Annotated in this window: 16 protein-coding genes; 8 read left to right on the plus strand and 8 right to left on the minus strand. The window is 45.1% G+C overall.

The genetic code is table 11. The features are described 5' to 3' along the window. Positions 1-73: 73 nt before the first annotated feature. Positions 74-1,798, minus strand: a complete 1,725-nt coding sequence (gene pilB / locus MMOL_RS03015) for a type IV-A pilus assembly ATPase PilB (protein WP_015831542.1) — start codon at positions 1,796-1,798, stop codon at positions 74-76. A gap of 360 nt (positions 1,799-2,158) precedes the next feature. Here pilB and MMOL_RS03020 point away from each other — a divergent pair, with 360 nt between their 5' ends. Continuing rightward, positions 2,159-2,362, plus strand: coding sequence for a cold-shock protein (locus MMOL_RS03020; RefSeq protein ID WP_015831543.1), 204 nt, complete (start codon positions 2,159-2,161; stop codon positions 2,360-2,362). A gap of 110 nt (positions 2,363-2,472) precedes the next feature. Here MMOL_RS03020 and icd read toward each other — a convergent pair whose 3' ends face one another. Beyond that, positions 2,473-3,726, minus strand: a complete 1,254-nt coding sequence (icd, locus tag MMOL_RS03025; RefSeq protein ID WP_015831544.1) for an NADP-dependent isocitrate dehydrogenase — start codon at positions 3,724-3,726, stop codon at positions 2,473-2,475. A gap of 15 nt (positions 3,727-3,741) precedes the next feature. Between icd and MMOL_RS03030 the strand changes: the two genes are divergently transcribed. From MMOL_RS03030 to MMOL_RS03050, 5 genes are all read left to right on the plus strand, one after another. Further along, positions 3,742-4,296, plus strand: a complete 555-nt coding sequence (locus tag MMOL_RS03030; protein WP_015831545.1) for a pseudouridine synthase — start codon at positions 3,742-3,744, stop codon at positions 4,294-4,296. Further along, positions 4,293-5,003: a type 1 glutamine amidotransferase gene (locus tag MMOL_RS03035; protein WP_015831546.1), complete on the plus strand. Its 711-nt coding sequence runs from the start codon at positions 4,293-4,295 to the stop codon at positions 5,001-5,003. The genes MMOL_RS03030 and MMOL_RS03035 overlap by 4 nt, the downstream gene beginning before the upstream one ends. Before the next feature lie 195 nt (positions 5,004-5,198). Continuing rightward, entirely contained in the window at positions 5,199-6,287 is a 1,089-nt protein-coding gene (aroC, locus tag MMOL_RS03040; RefSeq protein ID WP_015831547.1) for a chorismate synthase, read from the plus strand. Between the two features lie 137 nt (positions 6,288-6,424). Next, on the plus strand, positions 6,425-7,597 hold the full coding sequence (locus MMOL_RS03045; RefSeq protein ID WP_015831548.1) for an MFS transporter: 1,173 nt from the start codon (positions 6,425-6,427) through the stop codon (positions 7,595-7,597). Positions 7,598-7,629: 32 nt separating this feature from the next. Continuing rightward, on the plus strand, positions 7,630-8,262 hold the full coding sequence (locus MMOL_RS03050) for a retropepsin-like aspartic protease family protein (RefSeq protein ID WP_238524391.1): 633 nt from the start codon (positions 7,630-7,632) through the stop codon (positions 8,260-8,262). Positions 8,263-8,386: 124 nt separating this feature from the next. Here the strand turns inward: MMOL_RS03050 and folE2 are convergent, their stop codons facing one another. The 5 genes from folE2 to MMOL_RS03075 are packed head-to-tail and all read right to left on the minus strand — an operon-like array spanning position 8,387 to position 13,039. Next, positions 8,387-9,190, minus strand: coding sequence for a GTP cyclohydrolase FolE2 (folE2, locus tag MMOL_RS03055; RefSeq protein WP_015831550.1), 804 nt, complete (start codon positions 9,188-9,190; stop codon positions 8,387-8,389). A gap of 42 nt (positions 9,191-9,232) precedes the next feature. Next, positions 9,233-11,086, minus strand: a complete 1,854-nt coding sequence (gene dxs, locus MMOL_RS03060; protein ID WP_015831551.1) for a 1-deoxy-D-xylulose-5-phosphate synthase — start codon at positions 11,084-11,086, stop codon at positions 9,233-9,235. A 35-nt stretch (positions 11,087-11,121) separates the two neighbouring features. After that, complete coding sequence (locus tag MMOL_RS03065; RefSeq protein WP_015831552.1) at positions 11,122-12,033, minus strand: polyprenyl synthetase family protein; 912 nt, start codon at positions 12,031-12,033, stop codon at positions 11,122-11,124. Continuing rightward, positions 12,026-12,295, minus strand: a complete 270-nt coding sequence (locus tag MMOL_RS03070; RefSeq protein WP_015831553.1) for an exodeoxyribonuclease VII small subunit — start codon at positions 12,293-12,295, stop codon at positions 12,026-12,028. The genes MMOL_RS03065 and MMOL_RS03070 overlap by 8 nt, the downstream gene beginning before the upstream one ends. A gap of 60 nt (positions 12,296-12,355) precedes the next feature. Continuing rightward, positions 12,356-13,039 carry an alpha/beta hydrolase gene (locus MMOL_RS03075; protein ID WP_015831554.1) on the minus strand — a complete coding sequence of 228 codons (684 nt, stop codon included), beginning with the start codon at positions 13,037-13,039 and terminating at the stop codon, positions 12,356-12,358. Between the two features lie 104 nt (positions 13,040-13,143). Here MMOL_RS03075 and MMOL_RS03080 point away from each other — a divergent pair, with 104 nt between their 5' ends. Further along, the gene (locus MMOL_RS03080) at positions 13,144-13,926 is read left to right on the plus strand and encodes a 3',5'-cyclic-nucleotide phosphodiesterase (protein ID WP_015831555.1); all 783 of its coding nucleotides are present in this window, start codon (positions 13,144-13,146) and stop codon (positions 13,924-13,926) included. Positions 13,927-13,995: 69 nt separating this feature from the next. Continuing rightward, on the plus strand, positions 13,996-15,114 hold the full coding sequence (locus MMOL_RS03085) for a cyclic nucleotide-binding domain-containing protein (protein ID WP_015831556.1): 1,119 nt from the start codon (positions 13,996-13,998) through the stop codon (positions 15,112-15,114). Positions 15,115-15,184: 70 nt separating this feature from the next. Here MMOL_RS03085 and MMOL_RS03090 read toward each other — a convergent pair whose 3' ends face one another. Next, on the minus strand, positions 15,185-15,802 hold the full coding sequence (locus MMOL_RS03090) for a methyltransferase family protein (RefSeq protein WP_041928662.1): 618 nt from the start codon (positions 15,800-15,802) through the stop codon (positions 15,185-15,187). Positions 15,803-15,847: the final 45 nt, after the last annotated feature.

Here is a 15,847-nt window from a genome sequence, read left to right on the forward strand (position 1 = left end):
ATTTATTTTATGATTGTATTTATTTAGCATACTTTGAGCTATGCATACTTTCAAGGTAGTGTATTTAAAAAAGCTACTCATTGGTACAAGCTTCTACTTCTTCTATAGAGGTTAACCCTTGCATCACTTTCAGCACACCAGAGCGACGTAAATCATTTACGCCTTCGATTTTGGCTTGGTCTGCAATATCATGTGCAGTGCCGTTTTTCATGATAATGCGGCTAATGGCATCAGTAATCGGCATCACTTGGTAAATGCCCACACGGCCTTTATAGCCGCCGTTGCATAGTTCGCAACCTTCTGGGTTGTGACCATAAAGTTGCCAGCTCTCATTGAAGTCTTCTTCAATAAAGCCCACATTCAAGAGCGCCTCTTTAGGCACGTTGATCGGGAGTTTACAGTGTTTGCACAAACGTCGCGCCAAGCGCTGTGCTGTAATCAATGAGACAGCTGACGCAATGTTGAATGGTGCCACACCCATATTGAGCAAGCGCGTTAACGTGGATGGAGCATCATTAGTATGTAGTGTGGACAATACCATATGGCCGGTGGATGCTGCCTTGATCGCCATGTCTGCAGTTTCTAAATCGCGAATCTCACCAATCATAATGACATCAGGATCTTGTCGTAAGAATGACTTGAGCGCAGCGGCAAATGTCAGGCCTTGTTTGTCATTCACGTTAACCTGATTAATCCCTGCCAGCGGAATCTCGCATGGGTCTTCAGCTGTAGATATGTTTACATCTGGGCTGTTGAGAATATTGAGGCATGTATATAGGGATACGGTCTTACCAGAACCTGTTGGGCCGGTTACTAGTACTAAGCCGTAGGGGCGGCTCACTGCATTTAGTAGGCGCTCTTTTTGTATAGGTTCATAACCCAGCGCCTCAATTCCAAGTGTGGCACTGGCAGGGTCGAGAATACGCATTACGATTTTTTCGCCATGAATGAGTGGCAGTGTGCTGACACGGAAGTCAATGGTGCGTGTCTTGGATAAGACTAACTTCATACGGCCATCTTGCGGAATACGTTTTTCCGAAATGTCCATACTTGAGATTACTTTAATGCGTGATGCGAGTTTTTCTTTAATAGCGAGAGGGGGTTGGTTAATCTCTCGCAATGCGCCATCAATACGGTAGCGTACACGGTAAAACTTCTCATAAGGCTCAAAATGTAAATCAGATGCCCCCATGTTGATAGCATCTAGTAGCATCTTGTTAAGAAAGCGTACCACAGGAGCGTCGTCAACTTCGGTTTCGACTTGTTCCTCTTCTGCTGCTTGTGAGTTGTCATCACTAAAGCCAAAATCGTCATCATTGCCTACAGCCAATGATTTAAGGCTGGTATCTTTAGCTTGCACCACCTTTTCTATCCAGCGGCCAAGTTTGTCATCTTCCACCACAATAGGTGAAATGTTCATCCCCATTTGGAATTGCACGCTATCTAGCGCTAGTATGTTAGTGGGATCGGAGATGGCGACATAGAGCACGTTGTTGCGCGCTTGCAGACCGATGACACGATTGCTAATAACTAGTTTGCTGTCAATTTGTTTGGCTGGGAGATAGTCTGGATTGAAAGCGTCTAGATTAAAATATGGGAAACCAAAGGCTTTGGCGGAGGCCTCCGCAATACTTAATGCGCTGAGTTTTTTGCTTTGTATCAGCTGTGAAATAAATGAGGCATTTGCAGAATTAGCTTGAGCTTCCACCGCCCTCGCTTCATCTTCGGAAAGCAGCTTTTCTTGAATTAATGTTCTAGCTAGACCACTTAGTTTGGTTTGTGAAGTTGCAGTTGCCATATTAATTGTCGTGGTTGAATAAGCTTATAAGCAATTACAGTTAATTAACTCAGGCCAATAATGCACTTTACGTTTTTTTTTGTAAAGACTTTACGCCTTTTATCGTGCAAATTCAGCATTTTTGCCATTGGTTGAACTAAAGCTGGCTAAATTTACTGGATATGTACAGGGTGGTTCAATTCTAGTGTTTGTTAGGCGGTAAAAACTACTTGACATGCTGGAAAAAGCAACTTATAAATATGCATAGGTGTTTGAATTCGAGTTTTTTGCAGTCAGCTTTTAATTTAGTTACTGCGACTTTATGTTCTTGAGGCAAACTTTCTGGGGCGCCCCCCTTTGTATTATGTAAGGATGTATGAAATGGCAACAGGTACCGTAAAATGGTTTAATGATTCTAAAGGTTTTGGTTTTATTACGCCTGATGATGGTGGTGATGATTTATTCGCACACTTCTCAGCGATTGTAGAATCAGGTTACAAAAGCCTAAAAGAAGGTCAACGTGTTAGTTTTGATTTAACTGAAGGCCCAAAAGGTAAACAAGCTTCAAATATTCAGAAAGCTTAAGTTTTATCTAAAGCTGCATTTGGGTTAGCCTACATCTGGTCCCCAATACTCAAAAGGCTTTTTATGCATTGCGCATAAAAAGCCTTTTTTATATGTGGCGCTAGCGTTTACTACATATTCGCAATAATTTCATCGCCAAATTCTGCCGTGCCTACCTGTGTTGCACCTTCCATTTGTGTAGAGAAGTCGCTGGTCACACGTTTGCTGATAATTGCATTGGCAACGCCTTTCAGTACCAAATCAGCAGCTTCTGTCCATCCTAAATGACGTAGCATCATTTCAGCAGAAAGGATCAGTGAGCTTGGGTTGGCGATGTTCTTGCCAGCAATTTTTGGAGCAGTGCCATGAGTTGCTTCAAACATGGCTACTGTGTCGCTTAAGTTGGCGCCTGGCGCAATGCCAATGCCTCCCACTTGCGCTGCTAAAGCATCGCTTACGTAGTCGCCATTTAAGTTTAATGTAGCAACCACATCGTAATCTTGTGGGTGCAGCAAGATTTCTTGCAAGAAAGCATCGGCAATACAGTCTTTAATAATGATGCCATTTGGTAGTTTGCACCATGGTCCGCCGTCAATCTCAACCGCACCAAATTCTTGTTTTGCCACTTCATAGCCCCAGTCCCTGAAGCCACCTTCTGTAAACTTCATGATGTTGCCTTTGTGGGCAATGGTCACTGATTTACGGTTGTTATCAATTGCGTACTGAATCGCCTTGCGAACCAAGCGTTGGCTGCCATCGATGGATACTGGTTTGATGCCGATAGCTGATGATTCTGGGAAGCGAATTTTTTTACGCATGCCCATGTCGCTCAGAAATGTGATGACTTTTTCTACTTCATCTGTGCCTGCTGCCCACTCGATACCTGCATAAATATCTTCTGTGTTCTCGCGGAAGATCACCATGTCGGTTTTTTCAGGGTGTTTTACCGGGCTAGGTACACCTGAGAAGTATTGAATTGGTCGTAAGCATACGTAGAGGTCAAGCTCTTGGCGTAGGGATACGTTCAATGAGCGGATGCCGCCGCCTACTGGTGTGGTTAATGGGCCTTTGATTGAGATTACGTAATCGCGTACCGCTTGCATGGTTTCGCTTGGTAGCCAGGTGTCTTTGCCTTCTTTGTCTTTACCGTAAACTTTTACTGCTTTTTCGCCGGCAAACACTTCCATCCATGAGATTTTTCTGGAGCCGCCGTAAGCCTTGTTTACCGCAGTATCTACAACTTTAATCATCGGTGGGGTAATATCAATGCCTATACCATCACCTTCAATAAATGGGATAATAGGATTGTTCGGTACGTTTAGCGTATTGTCTGCATTAACAGAAATTTTTTCGCCTGTGCTAGGTTTGATAATTTTCGAAGTCATTCACAATTTCCTAAGATGATAATTTTATTTAATAAACCGTTTAACGTCGTGTGCCAATTTAGCCCGCATGACTCACCGAATCCCGATAACAGGCACGCCACGTTAAAAGACTTTATTCCTATCCCTGATGTGTATGCAGCAGGGCGTTTGGATACTGATAGTGAAGGTTTGCTTATTTTAACCGATGATGGGGCATTGCAACATCGTTTAAGCCATCCAAAACATAAAGAAATTAAAACTTACTGGGTGCAGGTGGAGGGGGCTCCCTCTGATGAAGCGTTGCAACCACTTCGCGTAGGTGTGGATTTGGGTGACTTTATCACACAACCGGCTGAGGTAAGTGTGATGAATGAGCCTGCAGGGATATGGTTAAGAAACCCGCCGATTCGTGAACGCAAAGCGATCCCCACTACATGGCTGCAAATCAAAATTTCTGAAGGAAAAAATCGCCAAGTACGGCGCATGACAGCAAAAGTCGGGTTTCCGACCTTGCGTTTAATCCGTTATGCGATTGGGCGTTACACATTAGACGGTATAGCAAATGGAGAATATAAGGTGTTAACAGCATGAAGCCAGTCGTTATTTTTCGCCACTTTAACAGTGAAGGTCCTGGATATTTTGCTGACTTCTTGGATGCAGAGGGGATTTCTTGGAGTTTGATCAAAATTGACGAAGGTGATGTTGTGCCCAGCTCAATCGAAGCCTATAGCGGTATGGTACTGATGGGTGGGCCGATGAGTGTAAATGATGATTTGCCTTGGATTTCACCAGTGCTGGGTTTGATCCGGCAGGCTGTAGATGCCGATGTGCCTGTATTAGGACATTGTCTTGGGGCGCAGCTGATGAGTAAAGCTTTAGGCGCAACAGTCACACAAAATGCGATTAAAGAGATAGGCTGGGGTGAGGTGAATGTCAGTGTAAATGACGCTGCTCAGCATTGGTTTGGTGAGTTGGAAAGTTTTAATGCTTTTCACTGGCATGGAGAAACCTTTAGTATGCCTGCGGGAGCGGTACACATCCTGGCAAGTAAGTATTGTGAGAATCAGGCTTATGCACTGGGTAAAAAGCATCTGGCTTTACAGTGCCATATCGAGATGACAGAGGCGATGGTGCAGGAGTGGTGTGTGGTGGGTGCCGAAGAGATTGCATCTGCACAGCATAGCCCCGCAGTGCAGGATGTGGAAACCATACAGCAAACCTTGCCGTTGCATTGTTTTTTTCTGAATAAGGTTGCTAAGCAGGTGTATCAGCAATGGATTAAAGGCTTGGTTAATTAAGAAGGCCTCTAAAAGTCCAACTTCCGTTGCCAAGCTGTGTGGCTCACAAAAAATTACTGCTTACATATCAGATATATGCGTCGTTATAATCCTCTGTTTGCGCCTTGTCTGGCTTAGGCGTTTGAATTTTTAGAGTCGCCCTTAACATGTTGCTTGGCTATGTTAAAATCACTTAACTTTAATTGAGGTCGCATCATGTCTGGCAATACACTTGGCAAGCTTTTTACCTTTACATCATTCGGTGAGTCGCACGGTGCTGCAATTGGCGGTATCGTCGATGGCTGTCCGCCGGGCTTGGCACTGAGTGCAGAAGACTTGCAAATTGACTTGGATCGTCGTAAACCAGGTACTTCACGTCATGTGACACAACGTCAAGAGGCTGACACTGTGGAAATCCTGTCAGGTATTTTTGAAGGAAAAACCACGGGTGCACCGATAGGCTTGCTGATTCGCAATACCGACCAGCGCAGCCAAGATTACAGCAAGATTATGGATACATTCCGCCCTGGTCACGCTGACTATACCTATACGCAAAAATATGGGGTGCGCGATTACCGTGGCGGTGGTCGTTCAAGTGCGCGTGAAACAGCAGCGCGCGTGGCGGCTGGGGCGATTGCTAAAAAATGGCTGAAAGAGCGTTATGGTGTTTCTGTACGCGGTTATATGAGCCAACTAGGTGAGATTGATATCCCATTTGAAAGTTGGGATGTAGTGAATGACAATCCGTTCTTTTCACCTAATGTCAGTATTTTACCTACACTTGAAGATTATTTAGACAAGATTCGTGCAGAGCGTGACTCAGTCGGTGCACGCATTACCGTGGTGGCAGAACATGTGCCTGTTGGCTTGGGTGAGCCTATTTTCGATCGCTTGGATGCTGAAATTGCTTATGCCATGATGAGCATTAACGCGGTAAAAGGTGTAGAGATCGGGGCTGGGTTTGCGAGTATCGCACAGCGTGGCAGCGTGCATTCTGACGAAATGACGCCACAGGGTTTTGTCACCAACCACGCGGGTGGTATTTTGGGTGGAATATCTACTGGACAGGAAATAAGAGTGAATGTGGCGTTAAAGCCTACTTCCAGTATTCCGCAAGAGCGACGCTCTATCGATAAAAGTGGCAATGCCGTGACGATGCAAACTACTGGGCGTCATGATCCTTGTGTTGGGGTGCGTGCAACGCCGATTGTAGAGGCAATGTTAGCGATGGTATTGATGGACCATGCGTTACGTCACCGTGCGCAAAACGCAGACGTGCAATGTGCAACACCTAAAATTATTTAAATAGAATTTTATTTAACTAGCGTTTTATTGGGCTGGAATTATTTAAATCGCACCATCATTATTTAAGCAGGTTAAAACCATTCACGATTCAATATTAAGTCGGCAAATGCCGACTTTTTTTTCGGTATGATATCCATATGCATACAGACTTACATTATCGGCTCTCCCGTTTTTATTTTATCTACTACTTTTTTGTCGGTGCATTCGTGCCGTATTGGGGGCTGTATTTAAAATCTGAGCAGTTTTCAGCGGCTGATATTGGTGTGCTGATGTCTTTGTTTCAGATTAGCCGAATTTTTGCGCCAAACTTTTGGGGATGGTTAGCAGACCATACTGGCAAGCGCACTCCCTGGATCAGGCTGACTTCCTTCCTTGGTTTGTGCGGGTTTGTTGCGGTATTCTGGGCGCATGGTTTTTTCTGGATGTTTTTTGTGATGGCGGCATTGAGCTTGTTCACTAGCTCTACCTTGCCATTGGCTGAGTCGTTGACGTTGGCGCATCTGGCCACGACCAATGGTCATTACAGCCGTATTCGTATGTGGGGTTCCTCCGGGTTTATTGTGGCCGCTGTGGTGCTAGGCTTCTTGATAGATTGGACTGGCATTGCCAGCTTGCTGTGGTTTTTACTTGCTGTGCAAATTACCTTGTTTGTGCTGACTTTTTCGCTGCCAGAACCTAAAGTGGCTGCACATCCGCATGATAGTTTTTCTATTTGGCAGGTAGTGCGACAGCCTAATGTGATTGCCTTGTTGGTAGGGTGCTCACTCATGGTAACGGCACATGGTGTGCTTTATAACTTTTACTCCATCTATCTGAGCGAGCATGGTTACAGTAAAGGCATGATAGGCTTGCTATGGGCAGTCGGCGTTATTTGTGAGATTATTATTTTTATGCTGATGCCTAAGATACTAGCAAGGTTTACTTTAAAAACAATCTTGCTGGTGAGCTTGGTGCTAGCCGTGATTCGCTTTAGCTTGATTGGCTTTGCTGTCGATAATTTATGGATGTTGCTGTTTGCACAAACATTGCACGCGGCCACATTTGGCAGCTTTCATGCGGCCTCGGTAGAAGTAATTACACAGTTCTTTAATGGCAGGCACCAGGCAAAAGGACAAGCGATTTATAACAGCGTGGCATACGGTGTGGGCGGCACGGTAGGCGGCGTTGCGGGTGGCTATGCGCTGCAGTATTTGGGTGGCCAACAAACGTTTATGCTGGCAGCTGTTTTTCCGTTATTAGGCTTGGCCGTGGTGGCGCTTGGGTTACATCTAGGCCAGCAGTCCACCATGCAACAGGGGATGTTTAAATGATGCTCAAAGTAAAATTACGCAGGTGCTTGCTGATGACACTATCAATTTCCGCCTCTCTGTTATCGCATACAGTAAGCGCTGATACGCGCGTGAATATTGTCGGTTTGTTTAGCAATAAGGCTGTGCTGATGATTAATGGCGGCAGGCCGCAAACTTTGAGTGTTGGGCAGACTGTAGATGGCGTTAAGTTAATTGCTGCGGATAGCAGTTCCGCAACGTTGTCGATTGAAGGGAAAACAAAACAGCTGGGCATGGGACAGGCTGCCTCGGTCGGCGAAACATCGTCAAGCAGCAATCCCAGTGTTACGCTATATGCAAGTGCAGGCGGGCATTTTGTCTCGGAGTGCAAAGTGAATGGTGTGCCTCTGAAGTTTTTAATTGATACTGGTGCAACTACAGTTGCGCTGAATAGTGGGGATGCTAAGTTTGCCAAGATTGATTATAAAAAAGGTGAACCAGTGCAAGTGTCAACGGCAAATGGCGTTGTCACTGCGTATCGTGTCACTATTGCAAACTTGAAAATTGGTGGTATTACGTTAAGTCAGGTTGAGGGTAACGTTTTGGAAGGCGGTTTCCCTTCGGTGGTGCTAATGGGGATGAGTGCTTTGAGCCGTATGGAGGTGAAGCATCAGGGTAGCACGATGACGCTGACGAAAAAATATTAAGCGCATTATTAATATTTTTGTACGCCAAGCATTAGCTAGTACGTGCGAAGAATAGTTAGTGCTCAGCGTATAAAAAAAGCCACTTTGCTAAGTGGCTTTTTTACTAACTGATTTTTTTGTAGGCTTAAACGCGTTTATCTTTTTCTATTAACGCGTAGGCTGAGTGGTTATGAATAGATTCAAAGTTTTCTGATTCTACCGTGTAAGCCACAATGCGTTTTTCTGCGTTGAGTTGTGCTGCAACGTCACGCACCATGTCTTCAACAAATTTAGGATTGTCGTAAGCGCGCTCAGTAACAAACTTCTCGTCTGGGCGCTTGAGCAAGCCGTAAAGCTCACATGATGCTTGTTTTTCAACTAAGTCGATAATGTCTTCAATCCAGATGAAGTCATTAATCAGTGCGGTTACCGTTACGTGTGAACGTTGGTTATGTGCGCCGTAGTTTGAGATTTTTTTGCTGCATGGACATAGGCTGGTCACCGGAACCAGTACTTTTACCGTGATTTCAAAGTTGTCTTGATGAATTTCACCGATAAAGGTCACTTCGTAGTCTAGCAAGCTTTTCACGCCAGAAATTGGTGCCGCTTTGTTCACGAAGTACGGGAAAGTCATTTCTATATGACCAGATTCCGCTTCTAGGCGTTTTACCATTTCACGTAGGATAGTTTCAAATGACTCTACAGAAATAGCATGCTCGTTCATGTTGAGAATTTCAACAAAACGAGACATATGAGTACCCTTGAATTGCTGAGGTAGATGCACGTACATGTTAAACATTGCAACGGTGTGCTGCTCGCCGCCGGTTTTATCTTTTACAATAACCGGGTGGCGAATGGCTTTAATGCCAACTTTATCAATCGCTAGGTGGCGTGTATCAACAGTGTTTTGTACATCTTCAATCGGGTTTTTGTGCGTAGTCTGATCCATGTATAGTTTCTTAAATTTTACAAATATTAGTTGAGTATAACACTAGGTTATTAGCTTCGCAATTGCTGAGGCTATTCCCTTAGCATCTAGACCGCAGTCAGCCAGCATAGTTTCGTGAACGCCATGTTCAATAAACTGATCTGGCAAGCCTAGGCTTAGTGTTTTAATTGTGTGTGACAAGCTATGTTGCATGGCTTGTAATGACTCCATCACTGCGGAGCCTGCACCGCCCATCACACAGTTTTCTTCTATTGTGATAATTGCCGTATGCGTGCTGGCAAGCTGTGCAATAAGCGCGTGGTCGATAGGCTTAACAAAGCGCATATTAGCAACGGTGGCATTGATTGCTTCTGCTGCTTCCAGCGCAGGTGCCAGCATAGAGCCAAACGCTAAAATCGCTACTTTTTCTCCTTGGCGCTCAATGCGGCCTTTGCCAATCTCTATCGGCAGCAGGCTGTTGTTGACTGTTGCACCTGTGCCGCTGCCTCTAGGGTAGCGTACGGCGGCTACGCCGTTGTAAAGAAAGCCTGTGCTCAGCATCTGGCGGCATTCGTTTTCATTGCTAGGCGTCATGATGACGATGTTGGGAATACAGCGCATAAAGGTCAAATCAAAGCTGCCGGCGTGTGTCGGGCCATCTGCACCAACTAGGCCGGCGCGATCGATTGCCAGTAAAACTGGCAGGTTTTGCAGTGCAATGTCATGAATCAATTGGTCGTAAGCACGTTGTAAGAAGGTGCTGTAAATGGCAACTACTGGTTTTAAGCCGTCGCAAGCCATGCCTGCGGCAAACGTCAGTGCATGTTGCTCGGCGATACCTACATCGTAGTAGCGTTCTGGAAATTGGCTGGCAAAAGCATTTAAGCCTGAGCCGTCACACATAGCAGGGGTGACGCCGATGAGCCTGTGGTCAGCCGCAGCCATATCCACAAGCCAGTCGCCAAATACTTCGGTATAGGACTTAGCAGCCTTTGCGCTGATGGCGTTGCCGTTAAATGGGTCAAACTTACCTACACCATGAAACTTATTCGGGTTAGCTTCAGCTGGCTCGAAGCCTTTGCCCTTTTGGGTCACGATATGTAAGAACTGCGGGCCATTTAGTTGTTTAATGTTGTGCAGGGTGTCAATTAATGCATCTAAGTCGTGACCGTCAATCGGCCCGATATAATTGAAGCCAAACTCCTCAAACAAGGTGCCTGGTGTAACCATGCCTTTGACGTGCTCTTCTGCACGCTTGGCAAACTCCATCATCGGCGGTAATGCCGATAATACTTTCTTGCCTGACTTTCTCACCGTGCCATAGAAGCGGCTGGAGAGTAATTTAGCTAAATAATTGTTCAGGGCGCCGACATTGTTAGAAATGCTCATGTCGTTGTCATTGAGTACAACCAACAGATTGGCGTCCATGTTGCCGGCATTGTTCAGTGCCTCAAAGGCCATGCCTGCAGTCATGGCACCATCACCGATAATAGCAACAGAGCGTCGTTCGCTGCCAGCTTTTTGTGCCGCGACCGCCATGCCCAGTGCTGCCGAGATGGACGTGCTGGAGTGACCGGTGCCGAAAGTATCGTACCCACTTTCATTGCGTCTGGGAAAGCCAGCAATGCCTTGTGGTTTGCGCAAGTTTTGCATGGCCTCGCGGCGCCCGGTTAGTATCTTATGTGGGTAGGTTTGGTGACCAACGTCCCAAACTAATTTATCGTCAGGTGTGTTGAATACGTAATGTAACGCAATCGTTAATTCAACCACCCCTAAGTTGGAGGCTAAATGTCCACCAGTCTTAGCCACGCTATCCACCAAAAATAAGCGTAACTCATGTGCGAGCTGCACTAATTCCCTACGCTCCAGCAGTCGTAGTTGTTCGGGGTCGTTAATGGTGTTTAATAGAGGAGTCACGAGTGGTGTGTTATTTAGTTTAAGTGCGGTTGAGGTTAAAAACTGCGATGTAAGATAAAGCCAGCCAGTTCACGCAGGCGTTTTGCATCATTACCAAATGGGGTTAAGGCGCTGATGGCTGTTTCGTACAGTTGATCTGCTAATTTTTTTGCTTGATCTAAGCCTAATATCGTCACATACGTAGGTTTGTTGCTATCTGCATCTTTCCCTGCAGTTTTTCCTAAGGTACTGGTGTCGGCCTCTACGTCGAGGATGTCATCAACAACTTGGAATGCAAGGCCGATATGCTCTGCATAAACGATGACCGCAGACATTTGCTCAGCGGTGCCGCTTGATGCACCCAGTAATGCTGCGGCCTGAATCAATGCGCCAGTTTTTAGTTTGTGCATATTCTCCAGTTCGTGCTGAGAGAGTGCTTTGCCAACGGACGCCAGATCAATTGCTTGGCCACCAGCCATGCCTAAAGAGCCCGATGCTTTTGCTAGAATGTTCAGCATGGATATTTGCTGATTGGCACTTTCGCACAGCGTAGGTGTAGACAGCACATCAAATGCGAGGCTTTGCAGGGCGTCGCCTACCAGTAATGCGGTAGCATCGTCATATTGCTTATGGCAGCTAGGTTTGCCGCGACGTAAATCATCGTTATCCATGCACGGCATGTCGTCGTGTACTAAAGAGTAGGCATGGATCATTTCCACCGCGCAGGCTGCTGCATCAGCTATCGTTGCATTGGTCGCACATAGCTCTGCTGCTGCATAGCATAGCAAAGCCCTCACGCGCTTGCCGCCACCTAGTAAGCTATAACGCATGGCATCATGCAGTACTTGTGGTGCAGTAGTCTCGCTAGGCAATGCCTCGTCCAGCACTATTTCAATATGGCCTTGTTTTGCTTTTGCCCATACTAAAAAATCAGTCGCTACGCCGTCTGTCATGTTGGTGTTAGTCATTGGTGTTGAAAGAGGTTAACTGTTGGCGCTCGTTGAGTATTTTAACTTGCTGTTCAACATCAGCCAGTGATTGCTGGCAGAACGCGAGTAACAAGTTACCGCGCTTGTAGGCTTCCAAAGAGGCCTCGAGCTGCATTTGCCCAGATTCCATCTGCGCGACAATGCCCTCTAACTCGGCAAATGCCTGTTCGAAGCTAAGCGCTAGTTCCAGTGAGTCTTTATCACTAGCTGGCGTATTGTTTTTTGTTTTAGATGCAGGCATTGCGTCCCGAAAGTACCAAGGTTAATCAATACGCTATTCTATCAAATCTTGGGGCAAATCTCAGGACAAAACTTGTGTTAGGAAGCTTTCAATGTCGATAATTTCTTGTTCGCACAGTGAATGGGCCATGTTGTATTGATGCCAACTGACAGAATATTGACATGTTTGTAGCAAATTACGAGATTTTTCAGCCATGCTCAACGGGATAATGTCATCGAAAATGCCATGTGCCATGAAAATTGGTGTATTAACGTTGGCGACATTGGCCTCTTTGCTCAGCAGGGCATGGAGGGGCACATAAGTGGATAGCGCCATTACTCCGGCTAGCTTTTGTGGGTAACGTAATGCCGTATGTAGCGCGATTGCGCCGCCCTGTGAGAAACCTGCGAGTAAAATTCTTTCAGGGTTTATTCCCTTGTTAATTTCATTATTAATCAATGTGTTGATGTAATTTTCGCTGGCTTTTATTCCGGCTTCATCTTCTTGCAATACAGGGATCTGACCATAGATGTCATACCAAGCGGGCATGATGTAGCCGTTATTTCTGGTCACAGCCATGTCAGGTGCATGTGGTAGTATAAATCGAATATGGCTGAAGGCTGGGTTCTCTAAAATACGCTGCACAATCGGCTCGAAATCATAACCATCGGCGCCAAGACCATGCATCCAAATGACGCTGGCACTGATTTTGCTGGGGTTTGATGTGTGTAGGCTTAATTCTAACGGTGGTTGATAAGTCGTCATGGTTGTAGCAATGTTCTGATAATCGTAACATTGTACTCAAAACTGCCTGCACATGACCGTATATATCAATTGAGCAGATCATATTAATTAGGGTAATGTCCAAAATGGCGCAACTTAAAGTTCTTGGTTGTAGTGGCGGTATCGGCGGTGATTACCGCACCACATCGTTGTTGCTTGATCATGATATCTTGATTGATGCTGGCTCAGGTGTCGGTGATTTGTCGATGGATGAGCTGCTAAAGATTAGCCATATATTTGTGACGCACTCACATCTGGACCACATTGCCTTTATTCCTCTCTTGTTAGATACGGTAATGGGCATACGTAGCGAGCCTATTACCTTATATGCCACTCAGGAGACGTTAGCTATCCTACAAGCGCATATTTTCAATTGGAAAATATGGCCAGATTTTAATGCAATACCTAATGCTACTGCGCCTTTCTTGCGCTATCAGGAAATCAAACTTGGGCAGCCAGTGGTCTTAGGCGGGCGCACTATCACAGCACTGCCGGTGCATCATGTAGTGCCGGCTGTCGGATATCATATTAAAGGCGCAGCGCATAGTTTAGTTTATACTGGCGACACCACTATCTGCGATGCGCTATGGCATGCGGTGAATAATATCAATCACCTTAAATACTTAATCGTGGAAACAGCTTTTAGCAATAGTGAACTTGAGCTTGCTGTCTTATCTAAGCATCTATGCCCATCCATGTTGTTACAAGAACTGGCAAAATTGAATGCAGCGCATCTCACAGGCGCGCTTGAAGTCTATATTACGCATTTGAAACCAGGCGAGGATGCGCATATTATGCGTGAAATTGCGGCAGGTAATGCTGGATTGTCCATTAAAGCACTAAATCGAGATCAGGTTTTTGAGCTGTAATTTGCCTAAATAATGCCTGTATCGCCATAAAATTAGGCATCAACTGTTATACCTATCGGTAGATAATATATGTCACATAACCCTAAACTATTAGATACTTCCGCTCAGATGACTACTGCTGTACTTGCGTTATTAAACACTTTTGAACCTCTTGCCAAGCTATCTGCTGGCCGTAAGCGTGAGCTTGCAGGCTTATGTTTTGTGGAGAAAGTCAGTAAGGGTATTAATCCATTACGCATGAATGTTTCTAATGCCAAGCAGTCAGTTTATTTAATCAAAGGCGAGTTGGAACTACGATTTGTTGACGGAAGCAAGCAGATGCTACGCGCAAAAGATACCGTCGCAAGGCATCCTATTGTTTGTGATAGCACTCTTGTTGATTGCATTGCATATACCGATGTGGAAATTTTACGGATAGATAACGATTTGCTAGATATCATGATGACATGGGATCAATTATCTACCGGAGATGATGTGCTTAAAAGTGTGCACAAAGCCGATGATGAAAAGTCTAGTAGAACCCCTGTAGAGTGGATGCGTGACACTAGTGTGTTCAGCGTATCTAAATTGCAATCCGGTGTTTTTAGTAAAGTGCCCGTGGCTAATATTGAGGCCATGTTCCAGCGCATGGAGCGCATTAACACAGTTGCAGGACAGGTGATTATTCAGCAGGGTGCGGCGGGTGATTACTATTATTTAATCGAGAGTGGCACTGTATTGGTGACTAGGGCAGATGGCGTGAATGCACATCCTTTATTGGTCGCCGAGTTGCAATCGGGTGATGCGTTTGGAGAGGAAGCCTTGGTTTCCGATAACAAACGCAATGCAACGGTCGCCATGAAAACAGATGGGCAATTGCTGCGACTGAATAAGCACGATTTTGTAGCGCTGCTTAAAGAGCCTATGCTCCTGCATGTAAGTAGAGAGGTAGCAGAGGTTAAAATTGCTGATGGTGCAATATGGGTTGATGCACGGTTACCATCTGAGTATCAATACGACCATATTGATGGTGCGATTAACTTGCCATTAAATGAGATTCGTCAAAAGCTCTTAGAGCTAGACTATCGTAAGAGTCATGTAGTGTATTGCCAAACGGGGCGCCGGAGTTCTGCTGCAGCATTTATATTGGCGCAGAATGGGTTTGATGTGGTTGTGCTGAAAGGCGGTGCCAGGGCGAACGGGCTTTAGTCTGGTGGTTGTAAACATAAAGCCGTTTGCACACCCTACGCTAGCTAAATCTGGTCTAACTCATTCATGTTTAAATGATTCTCGGTATGATCTTATATCGGGTTTTCTCTGCATAGCCAGCATACTCAGGATCTTTCATGAGTAATTTTTCTTCTTGCCAAATTCTACAGCCTTGAAAAAAATACAAGCCAATAAATACAATTAAGTTTTGCATACTAAACAAGGAAGACAAAAAGCCCATATGAGCAAGAAAGTAACCAAAGTATATTGGATGTCTAACTAGCTTATATGGACCATTAGTTACTATGCCGCGATTGGCGGCTACTAATCCAAACGAGCGCCCCAAATAAAGTTTGGCAGTTATTTGAAACAGCAAGCCAATAATCTGTAGGCCGGCTGTAATGTATACAGGTAGTAGCGCTTGTCCAGCAGAAATGTTGATTACAAGAAAGTAAAAAGTAACTGCTCCTGCACTAATTATAGCGATTACATTCATAGCATAATCCCTAGCTGGCTTAGCAAACAATATCAAAGCTACGGTGATGCTTTCGCTAACTAGTAATAGTACTAAGTTGGGCTCTAAGGCATTGCTTTCCCAAAGTTGATTAAGAGTCCGGATTACAAAAAAGGAAAAAGCCATCGCAGTAATTAGTTTTACTGCATAAAATTTATATTCTGATGTCGTCATGATTTTTATCAGTTTTATATAGAAAAACCCCATACTACCAAAGCA

Origin of the sequence: Methylotenera mobilis JLW8 (assembly GCF_000023705.1) — a bacterium.
In the GTDB taxonomy this organism is placed as follows: domain Bacteria; phylum Pseudomonadota; class Gammaproteobacteria; order Burkholderiales; family Methylophilaceae; genus Methylotenera; species Methylotenera mobilis.